The sequence below is a fragment of the Micromonospora halophytica genome (assembly GCF_900090245.1).
In the GTDB taxonomy this organism is placed as follows: Bacteria; Actinomycetota; Actinomycetes; order Mycobacteriales; family Micromonosporaceae; genus Micromonospora; species Micromonospora halophytica.
Window position 1 is genome coordinate 82,048 of sequence record NZ_FMDN01000003.1, and the last position, 19,586, is coordinate 101,633.

The window sequence follows — 19,586 nt, forward strand, 5'->3', positions numbered from 1 at the left end:
GCAGGGGCCGAACGGTCAGTGCAGCAGCACGGCGGCCGTGCGGACCAGGTCCTCCTCGACCGCGAAGCGGCCGTGGACCACCGTGGGCGGATCGACCACCGTCGCCGCCGCCACCCGCACCGGGTCGATCCGCGCGGTGAACGTCCCCGCCTCCGGGTCCAGTTCGACGGTGGCGTCCTGGAAGTCCAACCAGGACCCGACGACCGGATGCCAGACCTTGTAGACGGTCTCCTTGGCGCTGAACAGCACCACCGGCCAGGCGATGCCGGTGGGCAGCCGGGCGCACCGTTCCTCCTCCTCGGGGCGGCAGATCAGCCGGCGTACCCCCGCGTTGAGCTCCCGCTGCCGTTCGGCGTCCATGCCGACGGAGCGCACGTCGTCGGTCCGGGCGACCGCCGCGGCGCAGTAGCCCCGGGTGTGGGTGATGGTGCCGACCACGCCCGCCGGCCAGACCGGGGAGCGGTCGGCCGCCGCGGGCACCGGCACCGGCGGCAGCCCCAGGCCGGTCATCGCCCGCCGGGCGCAGACCCGTCCGGCGGTGAAGTCCCGCCGCCGGCTCTCCACCGCGCGTTCGCCCAGGCCGGACCGCTCGGCGGGGAGCAGTTCGCCCACCCAGTCCGCCGGCCCGGCCACCACGACCGACACGGCCGGTGGCAGCAGGTCACGCATCACCCACCCCTTTCAGGTACGACCGCAGTCGCGAGCGCTCCTCGTCGAGCCGGTCCGCCGGCACCGGTGGCGACTCGGGCCAGAGGGTCACCTCGGGCTCGCCGTCGCGGGCCTGCCAGGTGCCGACCACCCGGCCCCGGTGCACCACCACCGGGGCGATCCAGCCGGCCGCCCGGCTCACGTCCGCCCGGCGTGTCGCCGGCACCACCGTGGTGTCCCTGGTACCCGGGCCGAGCACCCACTGGTCGAAGGCGGGCAGCAGGCGTACGTCGTCGGTGGGTTCGGCGGCGACGATCTCCTCGACGTCGCCCGCCCGGGCGTACCCGGGTCGCCCTTCGACCGTCACCGGGACCAGCTCACCCGTCTCGACCAGCGCCCGGAACCAGCCGCGCAGCATCGGCCGCTTCGAACCGCCCCGGCTGAGCCACTGGTCGAAGGTCTCCGGGTCCGCCGGCCCGTACGCCCCGAGGTACGCCGGCACCACCCGCGCGGCGGCCACCTCCGGCTCGGGCAGCGCCGACCAGCCCGGCAGGTACGTGTCGGGACGGGTGAAGGTGACCTGGTTGCCGTCGGCCGGCCCGTGCACCAGCAGCCCCTGCCAGGCCAGCGGCTTGAGCACCGCGCCCCAGCCGGAGCCGAGGTGCGCGCCGAGCGAGCCGTCACCGGTGCGTTCGACGATCTCGGCGGTGAGCGCCTCCCGGCTGAGCACCCGCCCGTCCAGGGCGGCCCGGGTCGCCTCGGCGATCGCGTCGAGCTGCCCGACCGTGACGAAGCTGCGCTGCCAGGAGCCCTTCTCCCAGAACCGGCCGGCGGCCAGCAACGCCAGGCAGGCCGACGCCTCGGCAGTGGGCAGCAGGTGCAGGGTGCCGCGCATCGCCCAGGTCTTCACCAGCGTGCCGGTGGCGAGTGCGGCGGCTGTCGTACCCGGACGGGGGTTCGGCTGCCGCGCGGCGACGGCCTGCTCGGCGGCGGAGGCCACCTGTGCCTGCACGCCGGCCAGCCGGCCGACCACGGCGACCGCGTCGTTGCCCACCGGCCGGTGCAGCAGCTGACGGTGGGCCCGCCAGGCCAGCACCCGCTCGACGGAAAGGTTCATGACGGCCATGGATGGTCAACGTACCGCAACCGTGTAACGCCGGAGGGTTCCGGAGCGCTGTTGGGGCGACACGGCGGAGTCGGCCGGTCTCTCTCCGTGCCGGCGGATGGTGGCCGGCGGCACGCCGACGTCGACGTAGCTGAGAGGAAGTGACAGATGGCCGGTCCCACGGCTGCATCGGGGTCTCCGCCCGGCGAGCACGTCCCGGTCACCCCCGCGTGGACCTGCGGGACGTGCGGCGACGAGTGGCCCTGTGCGACCAAGCGGGACCTGCTGCTCTCGGAGTACCGGGTGGACCGCGCGTCGCTCAGCGTCTACCTGGGATCGTGCCTGGCCGCGGCGACCGCCGACCTCGCCGCGGCTCCGGTGCGCCCGCTGCGGGAGCGGTTCATCGGCTGGTTGCCCCGGGGACCGGTCACGTCCTGACCCTGTCGGCCACTGTCGCATCCGACCGGCCTCACCAGGTGGCCGCGCCGCCGGGACGGGCGCGGCCACCACGGCGGTGCTCAGGGGCGGCGGGGGCGGCGGGTGAGGGCGAAGCCGACCACGCCGGCCACGGCGGCGAGGACGCCGCCCACCGTGCTCCATATCCAGCGCGAACCCAGGTCGGGCAGCCAACCGGCGAACCCGGTCGTCTCCTCCTCGGCCGGAGCCGCCGTCGGTTCGGCGTTCAGCACCGTGCCGGCCTTCGTGTTCGGCACCAGTGGCGCCTTCAGGTCCCCGTCGTCCCGGGAGCCCGCGTCGTCGGCACCGACCAGCAGGTCCACGTCGACCGGCAGCCCGAGGTCGGCCTCCGCCAGCCGGGGCACCGACAGCCGGACGTAGTAGGTGCCGGGCAGTGGATCGGCCGACCAGGGCTCCGCCCAGGACCGCACCTGGCGCAGCGTGCAGCCCAGCGCCACGCTGCCGGCGGTGGCGTCGACGGTCGGGGTCTGCGCCCCGGCGGTGCAGGACTGTCGCCGCCGCAGCCCGTCGAAGACCTCCACGGTCCAGGTGGAGGCGCCGGTGCGGGACTTCGGGAACGACACCGTCGCGGTGATCTCGTGCCGTTCCCCGGCCGAGGCGGGGAACGACCAGTAGAGATGGTCGCCGATGGAGGCGTCCACCCGGACCGGCTGGCCGGCGGCCACGCCGGTGGCGGTCAGGAAGGACGTCCCGGCCCGGGTGACCGGGGTGGCGCCGGGTGAGGGGGTGGGCGCGGCCCCGGCCGGCGCGGGTGCGGCCAGCAGGGCCAGTCCGGCGGCGGCCAGCGCCGCGCCGGTGCGGATCATCGCGGTACGCATGCTCAGTTCTCCCTCCAGGTGGCCACCCACCAGCGGGTGAGCAGGCCGGCGACCAGGCCGGTGAGCAGGCCGGCCAGGGTCAGCAGCACCAGCAGCACCCAGCCCCGACCGAGGTCGGGCGCGGCCGGCGCGGGCGAGGAGGCGACCACGTCGATCATCAGCTCGACCGGCATGCCCGGCGTGGTCTGCGTACCCGGGCGGAGCGCGAACGAGTTGCTCACCACCAGGCAGACCGTGGTGGCCGGGACGGCGGCCGTCGCCTCCGGCGTCGGGCTCGCGCCGTCGGCCGGGTCCTCGGTGGCCGACCAGCGCAGGCCGGCGGAGACCACGTCGGTACGGCCGCTGCCGGCGTCCACCCCGCGGACCAGTTCCCGGCCGTCGGTGGCGGTGGCGCGCAGCAGCACGCCGTGATCGGGGTTCAACGGGCGGTCCAGCGCCACGCTGACCGAGGCGCGCAGCTCCTGCCCGGGGCGTACCGGTACCCGGTACCAGCGGTGCTCGGAGACCGCCTCCCGGTCGCTGTAGACGCCGGGTCCGAGCAGCGGCGCGTTCGCGCACTCCGCCGAGCCGCCGACCACGGTGGGCGCGGCGGTGTGGGTGTCCCGGGCCCGGTCGACGAGCTGCTTGATCCGGCCGGTGAGCTCCTCGGCGCTCTGCGCCGCGGTGTACGTGCCGCCGGTTGCCCCGGCGATGCAGAGCAGCTGCCTGCGGACCTTCTCGTCGGGGGCCAGGCCGAGGGTGTCCACCACCAGCTTCGTGCCCTGGGCGGCCAGCTCCCGGGCCACCTCGCACGGGTCGGGTGGGGCGCAGGTGTCCTCGCCGTCGGTGATCAGCACGATCCGCCGGGCGGTGGCGCCGGTGCCGAGGTCGCGGGCGGCCTCCCGCAGGGCCAGACCGACCGGGGTGAAGCCGGTCGGCCGCAGCGTGGCCACGGCGGCTTTGGCCTGGGTCCGGTCCACCGCCCCGACCGGGACGATCTGCTGGGTGTCCAGGCAGCCCTGTTTCTTGTCCTTGCCCCGGTAGGTCGCGCCGAGCACCCGGATGCCGAGCTGGGTCTCCTCGGGCAGCGCGTCGACCACCTCGTTGAACGCCTGCTGGGCGACGGCGATCCGGCTGCGCCCGTCGATGTCCCGGGCCCGCATCGAGCCGCTGACGTCGAGCACCAGCTCGACCTTCGGCGGTTCGACTGGTGTCTCCTCCTCGTCGGCCAGGGCCGGCGCCGGACCGGTCAGCGCGGTCGCCGCCAGCAGCCCGATCAGGACGGCCGTCGATCGTCTCTTGTTGATCACCGGGCGGAGTGTAGTGCCGTCCACATCGGATGATCATTCGGGTGACCCCGGGTGGGTGCGGGGGCCGGTGTCCGGCCTTCCGCCCCAACGGGAGCGAAATGGCGCGGACCACACCGACCCGCCGGGCGGAACGTGGATGTCCGATAACCGTCAGTTAAATGCCGGATGTAAACCTTTGCTTGACCATGCATCCGTCAGAAATCTGACTGAAGTCGACCCGTTGTGCCGGTGCCCAACCGTGGTTAAGCTCTGTGTTGCGCGCCCCAATCGCCCGCTTCCCCCGTGGCAGGCGATCGGGGCGCGCTCTATTTCTGCCCCGACCCGGTCCTGAAACCGCCGACCGGCCCGGCAGGAGCCCCGGCCCGGCCCTGGCGATGCCCGCCGCCGGTCGATCAGCCGACGCACGCGATCGCGCCCGGTCCCGGAAGATGCCCGAAACCGGGCGCGACGGTGGATGGCGTCAGGCGACGTCCCTCGGACGCCCGGCGGGATCAGATCCAGCGGCCGTCCAGCCACATCCGGCCCGACCAGTCCTCGTACGGCAGCGAGTTGCCCACGAAGATCGGGTGGAAGTACGCGAAGCAGAGCGCCACCAGCAGCACGTACGCACCGACGATGACGCCGCCCACCAGCCGCCGGTCGGCGCTGCGCCCGGGATCGGCGGGCGCCTCCGCCGTGCCCTCCGGGGTGCTCGGCGTGGCGATCGCGCCCAGCACGTAGACCACCGCCAGCACCAGGAACGGCAGCGCCGGGGCGGCGTAGAAGGAGAACATCGTCCGGCCGTCGAGGGCGAACCAGAACCAGGGCAGCAGACCGGCGGCGAGGCTCAGCAGGATCGCCCCGGCCCGCCAGTCCCGCCGGGCGATGCCCAGCCAGACCAGCGCCGCCAGCGCGGGCAGGAACGACCACCAGAGCAGTGGCGTGCCGAGCAGCAGGATCTCCGAGGCGCAGCTCGCCGCCCCGCACCCGCCCGAGTTCGACCAGTAGAACGCCACCGGCCGACCGAGCAGCAGCCACTGCCAGGGCCACGACTGGTACTTGTGCGGGGTCTCCAGGCCGGTGTGGAAGTCGAACGCCGCCTTGTGGTACTGGAACAGGTTGTTCAGCGCCCCGATGACCGGGGTGTCGCTCAGGCCGGGCGTGTTCGGGTACCGCTCGGCCAGCCGGTAGTAGCCGTCGTCGCCGAGCAGCCAGCCCGACCAGGTGGCCACGTACGTCACCACCATGATCACACCGGCCAGCACCAGCCAGGGCAGCTCGTCCAGCAGCGCGTCCCGCCACGGGCGGCGTACCCCGGCGGAGCGGCGGACGCCGACCTCCCACAGGAGCGCCAGCAGGCCGAACGCCGGCACGAAGTACAGGGCGCTCCACTTCACCGCGACGGCGCAGCCGAGCAGCACCCCGGCGGCGAGCCGCCACCAGGGCCAGGTGCGCCAGCCGCCGGCCGGACGCCCCGCCGGCCCGACGGCGGTCGGGTCCAGCCCGCCCTCCAGCGCCCGGGCCCAGCGTCGCCGCCGGGAGTCCCGGTCCAGCACCAGGGCGCCGAAGGCGGCCAGCACGAACAGCAGCAGGAAGATGTCGAGCAGTGCGGTGCGGGAGAGCACCAGGTGGAAGCCGTCCAGGGCCAGCAGCAGGCCGGCCGCGCAGCCGAGTGTGGTGGAGCGGAACATCCGGCGTGCGATCCTGGTCAGCATCAGCACCGACAGGATGCCGGCAACCGCCGCCGAGATCCGCCAGCCGAACTCCGGGGCGGTGGTCATCAGGTGGCCCGGCACCGTGATGTTGTGCTCGGCGTCGGCGTAGCCGAAGGCCCACTCGCCGAGCCCGATCAGCCACTTGCCCAGCGGCGGGTGCACCACGTACGACGGGCCGTTGTCCTTGTAGTTCCACTCGACGCCCTTGTCGATCAGCCCGTAGCCGTCGCGGGCGTAGTAGATCTCGTCGAAGATCTTGCCCGCCGGGCGGCTGAGGTCGAGCAGGCGCAGGACCGCCGCGATGACCACCACGGCCGCGGTGGCCAGCCACGAGTTCACGTCCAGCCGGGCCTCGACGGTGGCGAGCCGGCGGCGTACGACGGCCGGGATGCCGCCATCGCCGCCGGTGGGGGGAGTCCCCTGCTCGGAACCGGCTTCGTTCGCGCTCTGTGCTGTCGACGCACTCGTCACCCGGCGATCGTAGGCTCTGAAGGTGCCCGGTGGCGCCCACCGTCCCCGATACTGGCACGTTCGTCGATGAAGGAGCGCTACTCGTGGGTGAAATGTCCGAGCTCGGGCGTCTGGTCCTGCTCGGCGCGCCGCTGGGCAACCCGGCCGACGCCTCGGCCCGGTTCCGCGAGGTGCTCGCCACCGCCGACGTGGTCGCCGCCGAGGACACCCGCCGGCTCACCCGGCTGGCCCGGGACCTCGACGTCAGCATCCCCGGTCGGATCGTCTCCTACTTCGAGGGCAACGAGGAACGGCGTACCCCCGAACTGGTCGAGGTGCTGACCGCCGGGTACACGGTCGCCCTGGTCACCGATGGCGGCATGCCCAGCGTCTCCGACCCCGGGTACCGCCTGGTCCGGGGCGCCCTGGACGCCGGCGTGCCGGTCACCGCGGCGCCCGGCCCGAGCGCGGTCACCACCGCGCTGGCCCTGTCCGGCCTGCCCTGTGACCGGTTCTGCTTCGAGGGGTTCCTGCCCCGCACGCCCGGCGCGCGCCGGTCCCGGTTGCGGGCCCTCGCCGCCGAGGAGCGGACCCTGGTCTTCTTCGAGGCCCCGCACCGGATCGCCGGCGCGCTGGCCGACCTGGCCGCCGCGTTCGGCGCGGACCGCCCGGCCGCGCTCTGCCGGGAACTCACCAAGACGTACGAGGAGGTCGTCCGCCGGCCCCTCGGCGCGCTGGCCGACTGGGCCGCCGAGGGCGAGCCGCGCGGCGAGATCACCCTCGTGGTGGCCGGCGCGCCGCAGCGCCCGGCGCAACGTCCCGACGACGACACCCTGCGCGCCGCCGTCGCCGAACGGGAGGCCGCCGGCCGTTCCCGCCGCGACGCCATCACCGAGGTCGCCACCGAGTACGCCCTGCGCCGCCGCGACGTCTACACGGTCATCCACGCCCAGCCCTGACCCGCACGCCGCCGGGGGGTGGGGTTACCAGGTGGTGGTCAGGAAGCCCAGGGTGATCAGGGTGGGGCCGGCGTAGGCGGCGGCGGTGGCCCAGCGGCGGCGCCGGAGGTCGGTCAGCCGGGTGGCGCCGGTCCACCGGGCGATCCCGGCGCCGCAGGCGGCCACCACCAGCAGGCCGAGCAGCCAGCGCAGGTGCCCGCCCGCCCCGGTGTCGACGTACGCGGTGTCGTCGCCCGCCCCGGTCATCCGGGCCGGCAACGTCGTGCCGGGGGTGTCGCGCTCGCCCGGCACCCCGCTCACCCGGACGCCGTGGGCGAGGAACCGGCCCTGGTCGGCGGTGAAGATGCCCCGGCAGCGCTGGGTCAACCCGCTCCCGGCGCAGTCCGTGATCACCACGGTCCCGGCGGTGGCATGACCTACCGCCAGCCAGAACGGGCCGGCGCTGACCCAGGCGAAGAAGGTGGCGAGGAGGCTCAACGCCAGCAACGCCGCCAGGCCCCGCACCGGGTCCGGCGGGTGGGCGGCGCGGGACGTGCGGGTCCGGGCCGGCGCGGCGGAGGTCTGCTCGGCCCGCTTCGGCTCCTCACGTAGCGGCGTACCGTCCCAGTGCACCTGTTCGATCGGAGGCCAGAAGAGCTCGCCGTCCTCCGCCGTACCCGCGTCGGGGTCGGGCCCGGCGCGCAGGCCGCGCGGCTGGCGGACCGGGGCCCGGCTCGGCACGGCGTCGACCGGAGCGCCGGTGGTCGGCTCGACCTCGACGGGCGAGTCGTCCGGGCCGGGCACCACCCGGGGTTGGGGCGCGACCGCGCCGCCGCGCGACGGCCCGGGCCGGGGCGCCGGTCCGCTCCGGGCGCCGGGGGAGGGTTCGTCGTGTCCCGCTCGTCTCGCCGTCACGGCGTTCATTGGACACCGCAGGGGCGCGACGGCCGGGCAGCTCAGGCCGCGTGTCGGCGACAAATCGGACCAACGGTGGAGGCGTCGCGGGCCGCTGCGCGTGGCGGGTGCCCTATTGGTTCGCGGGCACCGGGAGCCGGTCACTAGGCTTGCTGGTCATGAGTCACGTTCTCGCCGCGGTCGCCTGGCCCTACGCCAACGGCCCGCGCCACATCGGCCACGTATCCGGATTCGGCGTTCCCTCCGACGTCTTCGCCCGGTACATGCGGATGGCCGGCCACGACGTGCTCATGGTCTCCGGCACCGACGAGCACGGCACCCCGATCCAGGTGCAGGCCGACGCCGAGGGGGTCACGCCGCGTGAGCTGGCCGACCGGTACAACCGGGTGATCGCCGAGGACCTCCAGGCGCTGGGCCTCTCCTACGACCTGTTCACCCGCACCACCACCCGCAACCACTACGCCGTGGTGCAGGAGCTCTTCCAGGGGCTGCACCGCAACGGCTACATCGTCCCGAAGGTCACCACCGGCGCGATCTCCCCGTCCACCGGCCGGACCCTGCCCGACCGCTACATCGAGGGCACCTGCCCGATCTGCGGCTACGACAGCGCTCGCGGCGACCAGTGCGACAACTGCGGCAACCAGCTCGACCCGATCGACCTGATCAACCCCAAGTCCAAGATCAACGGTGAGACGCCGGAGTTCGTCGAGACCGAGCACTTCTTCCTCGACCTGCCGGCCCTCGCCGACGCGTTGCGCCAGTGGCTGGACACCCGGGAGGGCTGGCGCCCCAACGTGCTGCGCTTCTCGAGGAACCTGCTCGACGACCTCCAGCCCCGGGCCATCACCCGCGACCTGGAATGGGGCGTGCCGATCCCGCTCGAAGGCTGGCAGGACCGCCCCGACAAGCGGATCTACGTCTGGTTCGACGCGGTCATCGGCTACCTGTCCGCGTCCATCGAATGGGCCCGCCGCACCGGCGACCCGGAGGCCTGGCGCAAGTACTGGAATCCGAAGGGCGGCGAGGGCTCGGCCGTCTCCGGCGGTGACGCCCTCGGCTACTACTTCATGGGCAAGGACAACATCGTCTTCCACTCGGTGATCTGGCCGGCGCTGCTCGGCGGCTACTCCGGCGAGGGCGCGCGCGACGGCCAGCCGGGCGAACTGGGCCGGCTCAACCTCCCCACCGAGGTCGTCTCCAGCGAGTACCTGACCATGGAGGGGCGCAAGTTCTCCTCCTCCCGCAAGGTCGTCATCTACGTCCGGGACTTCCTGGAGCGCTACGACGCCGACGCGCTGCGCTACTTCATCGCCGTGGCCGGCCCGGAGAGCAACGACACCGACTTCACCTGGGCCGAGTTCCTCCGCCGCAACAACGACGAGCTGGTCGCCGGCTGGGGCAACCTGGTCAACCGCTCCATCTCGATGGCGGCGAAGAACTTCGGCGCGATCCCCCCGGTCGACCCGGCCGGGCTCACCGAGGCCGACGAGGCGCTGCTCGCGGTGGCCCGCGCCGGCTTCACCACCGTCGGCGACCTGATCGCCCGGCACCGGCAGAAGCAGGCCATCGGCGAGGCGATGAAGGTCGTCGCCGAGGCCAACCGGTACCTCTCCGAGCAGGCCCCGTGGAAGCTCAAGGGGGAGGACGACAAGCCCCGGATGGGCACCATCCTGCACGTCGCACTCCAGGTGGTCAGCGACGCCAACACGCTGCTCACGCCCTTCCTGCCGCACTCCGCGCAGCAGGTGCACGAGCTGCTCGGCGGCACCGGCGTGCACGCGCCGATGCCGGTCGTCGAAGAGGTCGAGGACCTCGACGGCGGGCCCGCGTACCCGGTGCTGACCGGTGACTACACGGTCGGGGCGCGCTGGGAGTCCGTACCGGTCCAGGCGGGCCGGCCGCTCGCCGCGCCGAAGCCGGTCTTCCGCAAGCTCGACCCGTCGATCGTCGACGAGGAACTGGCCCGCCTGGCGGGCTGACCCGGCCGTACGACGGGGACGGGCGCCGCCGCGCCCGTCCCCGCGCGCGTCTCAGCGCCGGGCCATCGCCGGGGCGCTGACGAAATCCATGATCGCTTGGTTCACCTCGGCCGCGTTGGTCCACGGAATGCCGTGCGGGGCACCCTTCAACGTCACCGACGTCGCCGTCGGCAGCATCGGCTGCAACCGCTGACCGGTCACCGGGTACGGCAGCACCATGTCCTGGTCGCCCTGCACGATCAGCACCGGCACGTCGATCCGGGGCAGGTCGCCGCGGAAGTCCGTCAACCAGGCGTCCACGCAGTCCAGCGTCCCCTTCGCCGACGCCTGCGCGCCGATGTTCCAGTGCGCCCGGAAGGCGTCCTCGCTGACCAGCTTCCCCTTGTTGGCGTCCCAGTTGAAGAAGGTCTGGCAGAACTGGGTGAGGTACGCGAACCGGTCGTCCCGGATGGCCTGCTTGAACCCGTCGAAGAGGCTCTGCTCCACGCCTTCGGGATTGTCCGCCGTCTTCAGCAGGAACGGCGCCAGCGGCGCGAGCAGCACCGCCCGGTCCACCCGGTTCGACCCGTACGTGCCCAGGTAGCGGGTCACCTCACCGGTGCCCATCGAGTGCCCGATCAGGATCGCGTTGCGCAGGTCCAGCTCAGTCATGATCATGTCGAGGTCGGCGGCGAAGGTGTCGTAGTCGTACCCCGTGGCCGGCTGGCTGGACGCGCCGAAGCCCCGCCGGTCGTACGTGATCACCCGGTAGCCGGCCTCCAGCAGCGGACCGGACTGCTTCTCCCAGGTCGCCCCGTTGAACGGGAAGCCGTGGATGAGCACCACCGGCTGCCCGGAGCCGTGGTCCTCGTAGTACAGGTCGATGGGCGCGGAGTTCTCCGCGCCGACGGTGATGAAGGGCATCGGGTCTCCCGGTCGTCGCGTCTCGGACGAGCGCGCTTTCCCGACCCGCCCGTGCTTATGCCAGCGGGTACGGCACGTCCACCACCCGGTCGTCGGTGACCTCCGCGCCCGGCGCCCACACCTCGTACACGCCGCGCTCCTGGCACTGCGCCCCGGTCGTGAGCACCACGTCCGGGTCCGGCCGGCACAGCCGCAGCCGCAGCCAGCCCGGCTCCTCCCGCAACACCTGGCAGGGGGCGCCCCGCCAGTGGGCGAAGCGCAGCCGACGGCCCACCGACTCCACCGGGTACCGGGCCGCCCGGGTCATCGCCAGCACCCGGAACCCGCCCGGCAGGTCCGCCACCGCCTCGTACTCACTGCCGGCGTAGCCGCCGACCAGCTGCGTCGAGCGGGGCGCGTCCGCGGTGGGCACGTACTCCTGGTCGGGGGAGAGCCCCGGCACGGCGGCCAGCAGGTGCCGCCACTGCGGGCCGACCATGCGCAGCCAGCCCCGCTGCTCCGCCTGGTAGCTGTAGAGCACCACCTCCACCCCCTCGGCGGTGTACGCCAGCAGGGTCGCGTTCGCCGGCAGCGGCAGGTCGGCGAAGTCCCGGGTGACGAACTCGGGGATCAGCTGCCCGGTACTCGGCACGAAACCGGTGCCCAGCACCGGCGGGCCCAGCCGGTCGCGGGGCGGCAACGCCAGCAGCCCGCGGTGCGCCGGGCCGACCGGCACGTCGTAGTCGGCCGGGTCCGCGGCCCGCCAGCGCAGCGCGTACGCCACGTCGCCCGCAGCGCCGCCGTCGCCGCCCAGCACCGCCAGCCCGGACGGGGTACGCAGGTGCGCCACGTCGTGCTCGCGGAAGCAGAAACCGTGCGGCAGCCGGCCCCGCACCACCCCGGCGAACTGCTCGGCGGAGAGCACCTTCACCATCCGGGTGCCCCGCCGCACCACCGCCGAGGCGCGTACCGCGGTCAGCGTCGGATCCCCGGCCGCCGCCGGCTGCTGGCTGAGCTGCTGCACGTACGACCAGCCGCGCTCCCGGTGCAGCGGCGCCAGCAGCGGCGCCTCCGGCTCCTCGGCCGGCTCGGTGGCCCCGTGCACCGCGCCGACCTCGGTCACATGCACGAACCTGCGCCAGGGCAACGCCGACCCGGGGCGGGGCGCCCACTCGAAGCCGGCCGCCTCCTCGGCGCTGAGCAACTCGTACGCCGCACCGCGGGCGATCTCCTCCGCCGGGTACGCCGTGCCCTCGTACGTCACGCGCAGTCCGATGCCGCTTGCCTGAGGGGTGACGGTCATCCTGCAGACGGTAAGCGTGACTGATGCCGGACCGGTGAACAGTCGATGGCGTCCCGAAGACAGGTCCCGGGGGTGGTGTGTGATGCTGGCCGCGATGAGTGAGCGCACCGAATCCCGCAAGCAGCGCGCCGCCCGGCGGGCCGGGGAGTTCCCGCCCGCCCCGGAGCCGTTGCCCCGTCCCGTGCTCGACAGTCACACCCACCTCGACATCACGGTCAGCGAATACGGGGTGCCCCTGCGAGCCCCGCGGTCTCCAGCGGAAGACGGCTCGGGCGGCACCGCCGCCGACCCGGTCGCCGCCGCGATCGAGGTGGCCGCCGCAGTCGGCGTGGACCGGCTGGTCCAGGTCGGCGTCGACGTCGACTCCTCCCGCTGGGGCGCCGAGGTCGCCGGGCGGTACCCGGCCGTGCTGGCCACCGTGGCGCTGCACCCGAACGAGGCGCCCCGCCTGGCCGACCTCGACGAGGCGCTGCGCCAGATCGAGGCGCTCGCCGCCCACGACCGGGTACGCGGCATCGGCGAGACCGGGATGGACTTCTTCCGTACCGGGGACGAGGGGCGGGCCGCGCAGGAGGAGAGCTTCCGTGCGCACGTCGCCATCGCCAAGCGGTACGGCAAGGCGCTAGTCGTCCACGACCGCGACGCGCACGCCGACGTGCTGCGCATCCTCGACGACGAGGGCGCCCCGGACACCGTGGTGCTGCACTGCTTCTCCGGCGACGCCGAGTTCGCCGCCGAGTGCGTGCGCCGCGGCTACCTGCTCAGCTACGCCGGCACGGTCACCTTCGGCAGCGCCGGTGCGCTGCGCGAGGCCGCCGCGCTCACCCCGATCGACCAGATCCTGGTGGAGACCGACGCGCCGTACCTGACCCCGATGCCGCACCGGGGACGACCGAACGCGTCGTACCTGATCCCGCTGACGGTGCGGTCCCTGGCCGCGACCACCGGAGCCGACCTGGACGAGCTCTGCGCGGCCGTCTCCGCCACCGGCGACCGGGTCTTCGGCCCGTGGTGAGCGGGCCGGAGCCCGCCGCTACGCTACGGGGCGTGACCGGTCTCCTCGGCCCGGCGGAGATCCGGGAACTCGCCGCCCGCCTGGGCGTCGCCCCCACCAAGAAACTCGGCCAGAACTTCGTGCACGACCCGAACACGGTCCGCCGGATCGTCACCGCCGCCGGGCTCACCCCCGACGACGTGGCGCTGGAGGTCGGCCCCGGCCTCGGCTCGCTCACCCTGGCCCTGCTGCCGGTGGCCGCGCACGTGCACGCCGTGGAGATCGACCCGACGCTGGCCGGGGCGCTGCCGGAGACCGCCGCCCGGCACGTCGGCGCGGACGCCGACCGGCTCACCGTGCACCACGCCGACGCGCTGCGGGTCACCGCCGCCGACCTGGCCGGGCCCGCGCCGACCGCGCTGGTGGCGAACCTGCCGTACAACGTCGCCGTGCCGGTGGTGCTGCACCTGCTCGCCGAGCTGCCCACGCTGCGCCACGGCCTGGTGATGGTGCAGAAGGAGGTCGCCGACCGGCTCGTCGCCGGTCCCGGCTCCAAGGTGTACGGCATCCCGTCGGTCAAGCTCGCCTGGTACTCCCGGGCCCGTGCCGCCGGCCGGGTGCCACCGAACGTGTTCTGGCCGGTGCCGAACGTCGACTCCGGCCTGGTCGCCTTCACCCGGCGTGAGCCGCCCCGCGACGACGTAGCCCGGCAGGCCGTCTTCGCCGTGGTGGACGCCGCGTTCGCCCAGCGTCGCAAGACCCTGCGCGCCGCCCTGGCGGGCTGGGCCGGCGGCGCGGACCGGGCCGCCGCGGCGCTCACCGCCGCCGGCGTGGACCCCGGCGCACGCGGGGAGTCGCTCACCGTGGAGCAGTTCACCGCCATCGCCGCGTCGGCCCCGACCGCCACCCCGGCCGCACAGTAGGCTGACGCCGTGCCCGCCCAGGGGCCACCGTTGTACGCCTACGACCCGGTCGACGGCGCCGTCGACCCCGCCGAGGAGCTGATCGTGACCGAGCCGTTCGACATCCGCCTGCGCCTGCGGGACGTCGCTCCGTGACCGAGGCCTGGCGACCGGACGACGAGGACGAGCAGCGGCGGCGCGGGGCCAGCGGCCCGGTCAAGGTCCGGGTGCCCGCCAAGGTCAACCTGCACCTCGGGGTGGGACCGCTGCGCCGCGACGGCTACCACGAGCTGAACACCGTCTACCACGCGATCTCCATCCACGACGAGCTCACCGCCCGGCGGGGCGACACGCTCACCCTGACCATGGAGGGCGAGGGCGCCGGCGAGCTGGCCCTGGACGACTCCAACCTGGCCATCCGGGCGGCCCACGCCCTCGCCGGGTACGCCGGGGTCATGCCGCACGCCCGGCTGCACCTGCGCAAGCAGATCCCGCTGGCCGGCGGGCTGGCGGGCGGCAGCGCCGACGCGGCCGCCGCCCTGGTCGCCTGCGACGCCCTCTGGGGCACAGGGCTGTCCCGGGACGAACTGGCCGGCATCGCCGCCGACCTCGGCTCCGACGTGCCCTTCCTGATCCACGGTGGCACCGCGCTCGGCACCGGCCGGGGCGAGGCGGTCAGCCCGGTGCTGGCCCGCCCCACCTCCTGGCACTGGGTGGTGGCCATCGCCGACGGCGGCCTGTCCACCCCCGCCGCCTACCGGGAGCTGGACCGGCTGCGGGACGCCGGCAGCGCCGGTGAGCCGCTCGGCAGCACCGACGGGCTGCTCGCCGCGCTGCGTCAGCGCGACCCCCGGGTGCTCGCCGCCGCCCTCGGCAACGACCTCCAGGACGCCGCGCTGGCCATGCGCCCGTCGCTCGCCGACACCCTCAAGGCCGGGGAGGCGGCCGGCGCGCTCGCCGGCATCGTCTCCGGCTCCGGCCCGACCTGCGTCTTCCTCGCGGCCGGCGCCGCCGACGCGGAGCGGATCGCCGGTGAGGTGGAGGCGGCCGGAGTGTGCCGGGAGGCGCGGGTGGCCCACGGTCCGGTCGCCGGGGCCCGCGTCGTCTGACCGTCGCGCCTCCTGACCCGGTACCGGCCCGGGCCGGCATGCGCGTCGGCCCGCCCGCCCCGCCGCATGATCCACTCCGTTTCCCCGACATGGCGGCATTCCGGCGTCATCGACACCGCCACGTCGGCGACATGGAGTGGATCATGCGGCGGGGCGGCGGTGAGCGTGGTGCGCGCCCGCCGGTCGCGTCCGCGTACCCTGGAGGGCCAGGCGTCCCGAGGTGCCAGCCGGCACCGGGACGCCTTGATCATGGGAGGTGAGGTCGTGGCCAACATCGTCAACCTGGACCGGGTGTCCAAGGGGTACGGCGCCGCCGGGCCGCTGCTCACCGACGTCTCGCTCGGCCTCGACGACGCCGACCGGATCGGCGTGGTCGGCCTCAACGGGGCCGGCAAGTCCACCCTGCTGCGGCTGCTCACCAAGCAGGAGGAGCCGGACGACGGCCGGGTCACCCACCGCCGCGACCTGCGCGTCGCCTGGCTGCCGCAGTCCCTCCAGCTCGCCCCCGAGGCCACCGTCCGCGACGTCGTCCTCGGCACCGCGTGGCTAGGTCAGAGCATGGGCGCCGAGCACGAATGGGCCGGCGACGCGGGCGTGCGGGCCATCCTCGACGGCCTCGGCATGCCCCACCTCGGCCTCGACCAGCCGGTCGGCCCGATGTCCGGTGGCGAGCGCCGCCGCGTCGCGCTGGCCGCGCTGCTGGTCCGCGAGGCCGACCTGCTGATCCTCGACGAGCCCACCAACCACCTCGACGTCGGCGGCGTCGACTGGCTGGCGAAGCACCTGGTCGGCCGCAAGGGCGCCCTGGTCGTGGTCACCCACGACCGGTGGTTCCTCGACGCGGTCTGCACCACCACCTGGGAGGTCGCCGACCAGACCGTCCGGGCGTACGAGGGTGGCTTCGCCGCCTGGACCCTGGCCCGCGCCGAGCGGGAACGGGTCGCTGCCGCCACCGAGGCCCGCCGGCAGAACCTGCTCCGCAAGGAGATCGCCTGGCTGCGCCGGGGCCCGCCCGCCCGCACCTCCAAGCCGCGGTTCCGGATCGACGCGGCCAACGCGCTCATCGCCGACGTCCCACCGCCGCGCGACACCATGTCGCTGCAACGGATGGCCACCGCCCGGCTCGGCAAGCAGGTGTACGACCTGGAGCAGGTCACCCTGCACGCCGGCCCCAAGGAGATCCTGCACGACGTCACCTGGCAGGTCGGCCCCGGCGACCGGATCGCCATCCTCGGCCGTAACGGCGCCGGCAAGACCACCCTGCTGCGCATGCTGGCCGGGGTCACCCGCCCCGACGGCGGGAGCCTGCGCACCGGCTCGACCGTCCGCCCCGCGTTCCTCTCCCAGGAACTGGCCGAACTCCCCGGCCACCTGCGGGTCCTCGAAGCCGTCGAGGAGGTCGCCCGCCGGGTGCAGCTCGGAGACCGGGAGATCTCCGCGGCCCAGCTCGCCGAGGTCTTCGGCTTCGACGACCGACGGCTCTGGACCCCGGTCAGCGACCTCTCCGGCGGTGAGCGCCGCCGCCTGCAGATGTTGCGGCTGCTCGCCGGCGAACCCAACGTGCTCCTCTTCGACGAGCCCACCAACGACCTGGACACCGACACCCTCGCCTCGCTGGAGGACCTGCTCGACTCCTGGCCCGGCACCATCGTCGTGGCCAGCCACGACCGCTACCTGATCGAACGGGTCACCGACACCGCGTACGGGATGTTCGGCGACGGCCGGCTGGTGCACCTGCCCGGCGGCGTCGACGAGTACCTCGCCCGGGCGGCCGGCGCGACCGCCCCGGCGAAGGCCGACACCGGACCGGCCCCGGTCCCGGCGGCCACTGCCGGGATGTCCGCCGCCGAGGCCCGGCAGGCCCGCAAGGAGCTGACCCGGCTGGAACGGCAGATCGGCAAGCTGGAGCAGAAGGAGGCGACGCTGCTCGACCAGCTCGCCGCCCACGCCACCGACTACGGCAAGGTCGCCGAGCTCGACGCGCAGCTCAAGGAGGTACGCGCCGAGCGGGAACGGACCGAGGAGACCTGGCTCACCCTGGCCGACGAGATCCCACCGCTCTGACCGCGCCTCGCGCCCCCTCCGGCGACGGACGGGGGCCGTGTGCGGCGTCACATTCCGGTGTGCGGGACAATCGTCGACGACCTCTCATCCGAACGCGTTGGAGACTCAGACATGGCCCATACCCCCGTCAACCACCCCGCGCGGCCGATCTACCGGGCGATCGGCGGGCTCGTTGGTCTGTACTTCGTGGTCTTCGGTGTGCTCGGCCTCATCGCGAGCGCCGGCAGCGACATCTTCGCCCAGGACGACACCAAGGTCCTCGGGCAGGGCACGAACCTCGGGTTCGCGCTGCTCAGCATCGTGATCGGCATCGCCGTCCTGGCCGGCACCGCGATCGGTCGCAACCTCGACGTGGCGATCAACCAGTTCCTGGCGTACGCCCTGTTGGTGCTCGGCCTGGCGGAGCTGGCGTTCCTCCGGACCGACGCCAACATCTTCAACTTCACCATCCTCACCGACATCGTGGTGCTGACCCTCAGCCTCGTCCTGCTGATGGTCGGCATGTACAGCAAGGTCGGCACCGACGAGGAGAAGGAAGCCTGGCAGAAGGCCCGCCTGGTCCTCTGATCCCCGGTCGCGCTCCGGCGACGACCGTCGTGATCCCGCTCCGCCCGTGGCGCCTGCCGCCCGGCGGGGCGGGATTTTCGTGTCCGACGGGGGCGGCGGTTCGGCGGACAGCGGCCGCCGGACGAGGGACAATCCTCCTGGATCTGTCATACCTGGATGGAGAAGGAGCCATGGTGCATTTTCCGGTGAACCATCCGGCGCGCCCGCTCTACCGGGTCCTCGCCGGGCTCGTGGGCCTCTACATCCTCGTCTTCGGGGTCTGGGGCGTCTTCCAGACCTGGGGCGACCCCCTCTTCGACCGGGGCAGCAACTGGGTCCTCGGGCTCCGCACCAACCTGGCGTTCTCGCTGGCCTCCGTGGCCTTCGGGATCGTGCTGATCGTCGGCGCGTCCCGACGCGGCAACCTCGGCCACTACATGAACCTGACCGCCGGGGCGGTCTTCCTGGTCACCAGCATCCTGATGATGTCCGTGCTGCAGACCTCGGCGAACTTCCTCAACTTCTCGATGTCGACCGTCATCGTGTCGATGCTCTTCGGCCTGCTCCTGCTCGGCACCGGCCTCTACGACAAGGTCGGCACCGACGAGCACGCCGAGGAGGAACGACGCAAGCGGCACCATCCCGTCTCCGAGGCAGGCGCCCGCTGACCGGCCAGGTCAGGCCCGCTTCCGGGTGATCAGGCCCGGCGTCGCCTCCAGGTGCGACAACCCGTTCCAGGCCAGGTTGACCAGATGCGCGGCCACCGTCTCCTTGCGCGGCTTGCGCACCTCCAACCACCAGCGGCCGGTCAACGCGACCATCCCCACCAGTGCCTGCGAGTAGAGCTCGGCCAGCTTCGGGTCGTACCCCCGGCTGGAGAACTCCGCGCCCAGGATGTGCTCCACCTGGTGCCCGACGTCGTTCATCACGCTGCTGAAGTTCCCCGTCGCCGACATCAGCGGCGACTCGCGGACCAGCACCCGGAACCCGGGCGTCTCCTCCTCGATGTACGTCAGCAGGGCCAGCGCCGCCTGCTCCAGCAACTCGTGCGGATGCCCGGCGGTCAGCGCGGTGGTGATCCGGTCCAGCAGGGCCCGCACCTCGCGGTCGACCACCACCGCGTACAGCCCTTCCTTGCCGCCGAAGTGCTCGTAGACCACCGGCTTGGAAACCTTGGCCCGGGACGCCACCTCCTCGATCGAGGTGGCGTCGAAGCCCTTCTCGGCGAAGACCTGCCGGCCGATCGAAATCAACTGCTCGCGCCGCTGGGCTGCGGACATCCGCACCCGGGACGCCGGCTTCGCCGCCGCCGGCACCGCCCGACGCCGACCCGCGCCCTCGTCCGTCATCTCGTCACCTCGCCGGCGCTCGGTGACGCCCTGTCGTGGGATGTTCCTGCCGTCGTGCCCGTCTTCCTCGGTCACCCGGCCATCCTGCCAGGCCCGCTCCGAATCCACCGTCGGGTTTCCCGCC

At 73.6% G+C, this 19,586-nt stretch carries 19 protein-coding genes; 10 read left to right on the top strand and 9 right to left on the bottom strand.

Going from position 1 to position 19,586, the window contains the following annotated elements:
- Positions 1–15 precede the first annotated feature (15 nt).
- Together GA0070560_RS05535 and GA0070560_RS05540 are read right to left on the bottom strand one after the other, a co-directional pair.
- Positions 16–669 carry a 4'-phosphopantetheinyl transferase family protein gene (locus GA0070560_RS05535; RefSeq protein ID WP_091292950.1) on the bottom strand — a complete coding sequence of 218 codons (654 nt, stop codon included), beginning with the start codon at positions 667–669 and terminating at the stop codon, positions 16–18.
- Entirely contained in the window at positions 662–1,774 is a 1,113-nt protein-coding gene (locus GA0070560_RS05540; protein WP_091292166.1) for a DNA glycosylase AlkZ-like family protein, read from the bottom strand. The genes GA0070560_RS05535 and GA0070560_RS05540 overlap by 8 nt, the downstream gene beginning before the upstream one ends.
- Positions 1,775–1,921: 147 nt before the next feature.
- On the opposite strand from GA0070560_RS05540, the gene GA0070560_RS05545 reads away from it, so the two are divergent.
- Positions 1,922–2,191 carry a hypothetical protein gene (locus tag GA0070560_RS05545; RefSeq protein WP_091292168.1) on the top strand — a complete coding sequence of 90 codons (270 nt, stop codon included), beginning with the start codon at positions 1,922–1,924 and terminating at the stop codon, positions 2,189–2,191.
- Between the two features lie 80 nt (positions 2,192–2,271).
- Here GA0070560_RS05545 and GA0070560_RS05550 read toward each other — a convergent pair whose 3' ends face one another.
- From GA0070560_RS05550 to GA0070560_RS05560, 3 genes are all read right to left on the bottom strand, one after another.
- Positions 2,272–3,048 (bottom strand): peptidase, encoded by a 777-nt coding sequence (locus GA0070560_RS05550; RefSeq protein ID WP_091292170.1) that lies wholly within the window; start codon positions 3,046–3,048, stop codon positions 2,272–2,274.
- Positions 3,049–3,050: 2 nt separating this feature from the next.
- Positions 3,051–4,337 (bottom strand): VWA domain-containing protein, encoded by a 1,287-nt coding sequence (locus GA0070560_RS05555; protein WP_091292173.1) that lies wholly within the window; start codon positions 4,335–4,337, stop codon positions 3,051–3,053.
- 491 nt (positions 4,338–4,828) lie between these two features.
- Entirely contained in the window at positions 4,829–6,502 is a 1,674-nt protein-coding gene (locus tag GA0070560_RS05560; RefSeq protein ID WP_091292176.1) for a dolichyl-phosphate-mannose--protein mannosyltransferase, read from the bottom strand.
- A 92-nt stretch (positions 6,503–6,594) separates the two neighbouring features.
- On the opposite strand from GA0070560_RS05560, the gene rsmI reads away from it, so the two are divergent.
- A complete protein-coding gene (gene rsmI / locus GA0070560_RS05565) occupies positions 6,595–7,440 on the top strand; it encodes a 16S rRNA (cytidine(1402)-2'-O)-methyltransferase (protein WP_425412603.1) in 846 nt (281 codons plus the stop codon).
- 24 nt (positions 7,441–7,464) lie between these two features.
- On the opposite strand, the gene GA0070560_RS05570 is transcribed toward rsmI, so the two are convergent.
- Positions 7,465–8,343: a hypothetical protein gene (locus GA0070560_RS05570; RefSeq protein ID WP_245675377.1), complete on the bottom strand. Its 879-nt coding sequence runs from the start codon at positions 8,341–8,343 to the stop codon at positions 7,465–7,467.
- A 149-nt stretch (positions 8,344–8,492) separates the two neighbouring features.
- On the opposite strand from GA0070560_RS05570, the gene metG reads away from it, so the two are divergent.
- Positions 8,493–10,313, top strand: a complete 1,821-nt coding sequence (gene metG / locus GA0070560_RS05575; RefSeq protein WP_091292180.1) for a methionine--tRNA ligase — start codon at positions 8,493–8,495, stop codon at positions 10,311–10,313.
- 51 nt (positions 10,314–10,364) lie between these two features.
- Here the strand turns inward: metG and GA0070560_RS05580 are convergent, their stop codons facing one another.
- Together GA0070560_RS05580 and GA0070560_RS05585 are read right to left on the bottom strand one after the other, a co-directional pair.
- Positions 10,365–11,216, bottom strand: coding sequence for an alpha/beta fold hydrolase (locus tag GA0070560_RS05580; RefSeq protein ID WP_091292183.1), 852 nt, complete (start codon positions 11,214–11,216; stop codon positions 10,365–10,367).
- Positions 11,217–11,271: 55 nt separating this feature from the next.
- Positions 11,272–12,498, bottom strand: a complete 1,227-nt coding sequence (locus GA0070560_RS05585; RefSeq protein WP_091292185.1) for a hypothetical protein — start codon at positions 12,496–12,498, stop codon at positions 11,272–11,274.
- Positions 12,499–12,580: 82 nt separating this feature from the next.
- On the opposite strand from GA0070560_RS05585, the gene GA0070560_RS05590 reads away from it, so the two are divergent.
- The 7 genes from GA0070560_RS05590 (at position 12,581) to GA0070560_RS05615 (ending at position 18,781) form a co-directional block, all read left to right on the top strand.
- Positions 12,581–13,513: a TatD family hydrolase gene (locus GA0070560_RS05590; RefSeq protein ID WP_091292187.1), complete on the top strand. Its 933-nt coding sequence runs from the start codon at positions 12,581–12,583 to the stop codon at positions 13,511–13,513.
- Between the two features lie 32 nt (positions 13,514–13,545).
- On the top strand, positions 13,546–14,415 hold the full coding sequence (gene rsmA, locus GA0070560_RS05595) for a 16S rRNA (adenine(1518)-N(6)/adenine(1519)-N(6))-dimethyltransferase RsmA (protein WP_091292189.1): 870 nt from the start codon (positions 13,546–13,548) through the stop codon (positions 14,413–14,415).
- A 9-nt stretch (positions 14,416–14,424) separates the two neighbouring features.
- Entirely contained in the window at positions 14,425–14,550 is a 126-nt protein-coding gene (locus tag GA0070560_RS29750; protein ID WP_281183663.1) for a hypothetical protein, read from the top strand.
- On the top strand, positions 14,547–15,503 hold the full coding sequence (locus GA0070560_RS05600; RefSeq protein WP_091292191.1) for a 4-(cytidine 5'-diphospho)-2-C-methyl-D-erythritol kinase: 957 nt from the start codon (positions 14,547–14,549) through the stop codon (positions 15,501–15,503). The genes GA0070560_RS29750 and GA0070560_RS05600 overlap by 4 nt, the downstream gene beginning before the upstream one ends.
- Before the next feature lie 264 nt (positions 15,504–15,767).
- Positions 15,768–17,567 carry an ABC-F family ATP-binding cassette domain-containing protein gene (locus GA0070560_RS05605; RefSeq protein ID WP_091292956.1) on the top strand — a complete coding sequence of 600 codons (1,800 nt, stop codon included), beginning with the start codon at positions 15,768–15,770 and terminating at the stop codon, positions 17,565–17,567.
- A 111-nt stretch (positions 17,568–17,678) separates the two neighbouring features.
- Positions 17,679–18,134 carry a DUF4383 domain-containing protein gene (locus GA0070560_RS05610; protein WP_091292193.1) on the top strand — a complete coding sequence of 152 codons (456 nt, stop codon included), beginning with the start codon at positions 17,679–17,681 and terminating at the stop codon, positions 18,132–18,134.
- A gap of 170 nt (positions 18,135–18,304) precedes the next feature.
- The gene (locus GA0070560_RS05615; RefSeq protein ID WP_091292196.1) at positions 18,305–18,781 is read left to right on the top strand and encodes a DUF4383 domain-containing protein; all 477 of its coding nucleotides are present in this window, start codon (positions 18,305–18,307) and stop codon (positions 18,779–18,781) included.
- A 9-nt stretch (positions 18,782–18,790) separates the two neighbouring features.
- On the opposite strand, the gene GA0070560_RS05620 is transcribed toward GA0070560_RS05615, so the two are convergent.
- Positions 18,791–19,462, bottom strand: coding sequence for a TetR/AcrR family transcriptional regulator (locus tag GA0070560_RS05620; RefSeq protein WP_091292959.1), 672 nt, complete (start codon positions 19,460–19,462; stop codon positions 18,791–18,793).
- Between the last annotated feature and the right edge of the window lie 124 nt (positions 19,463–19,586).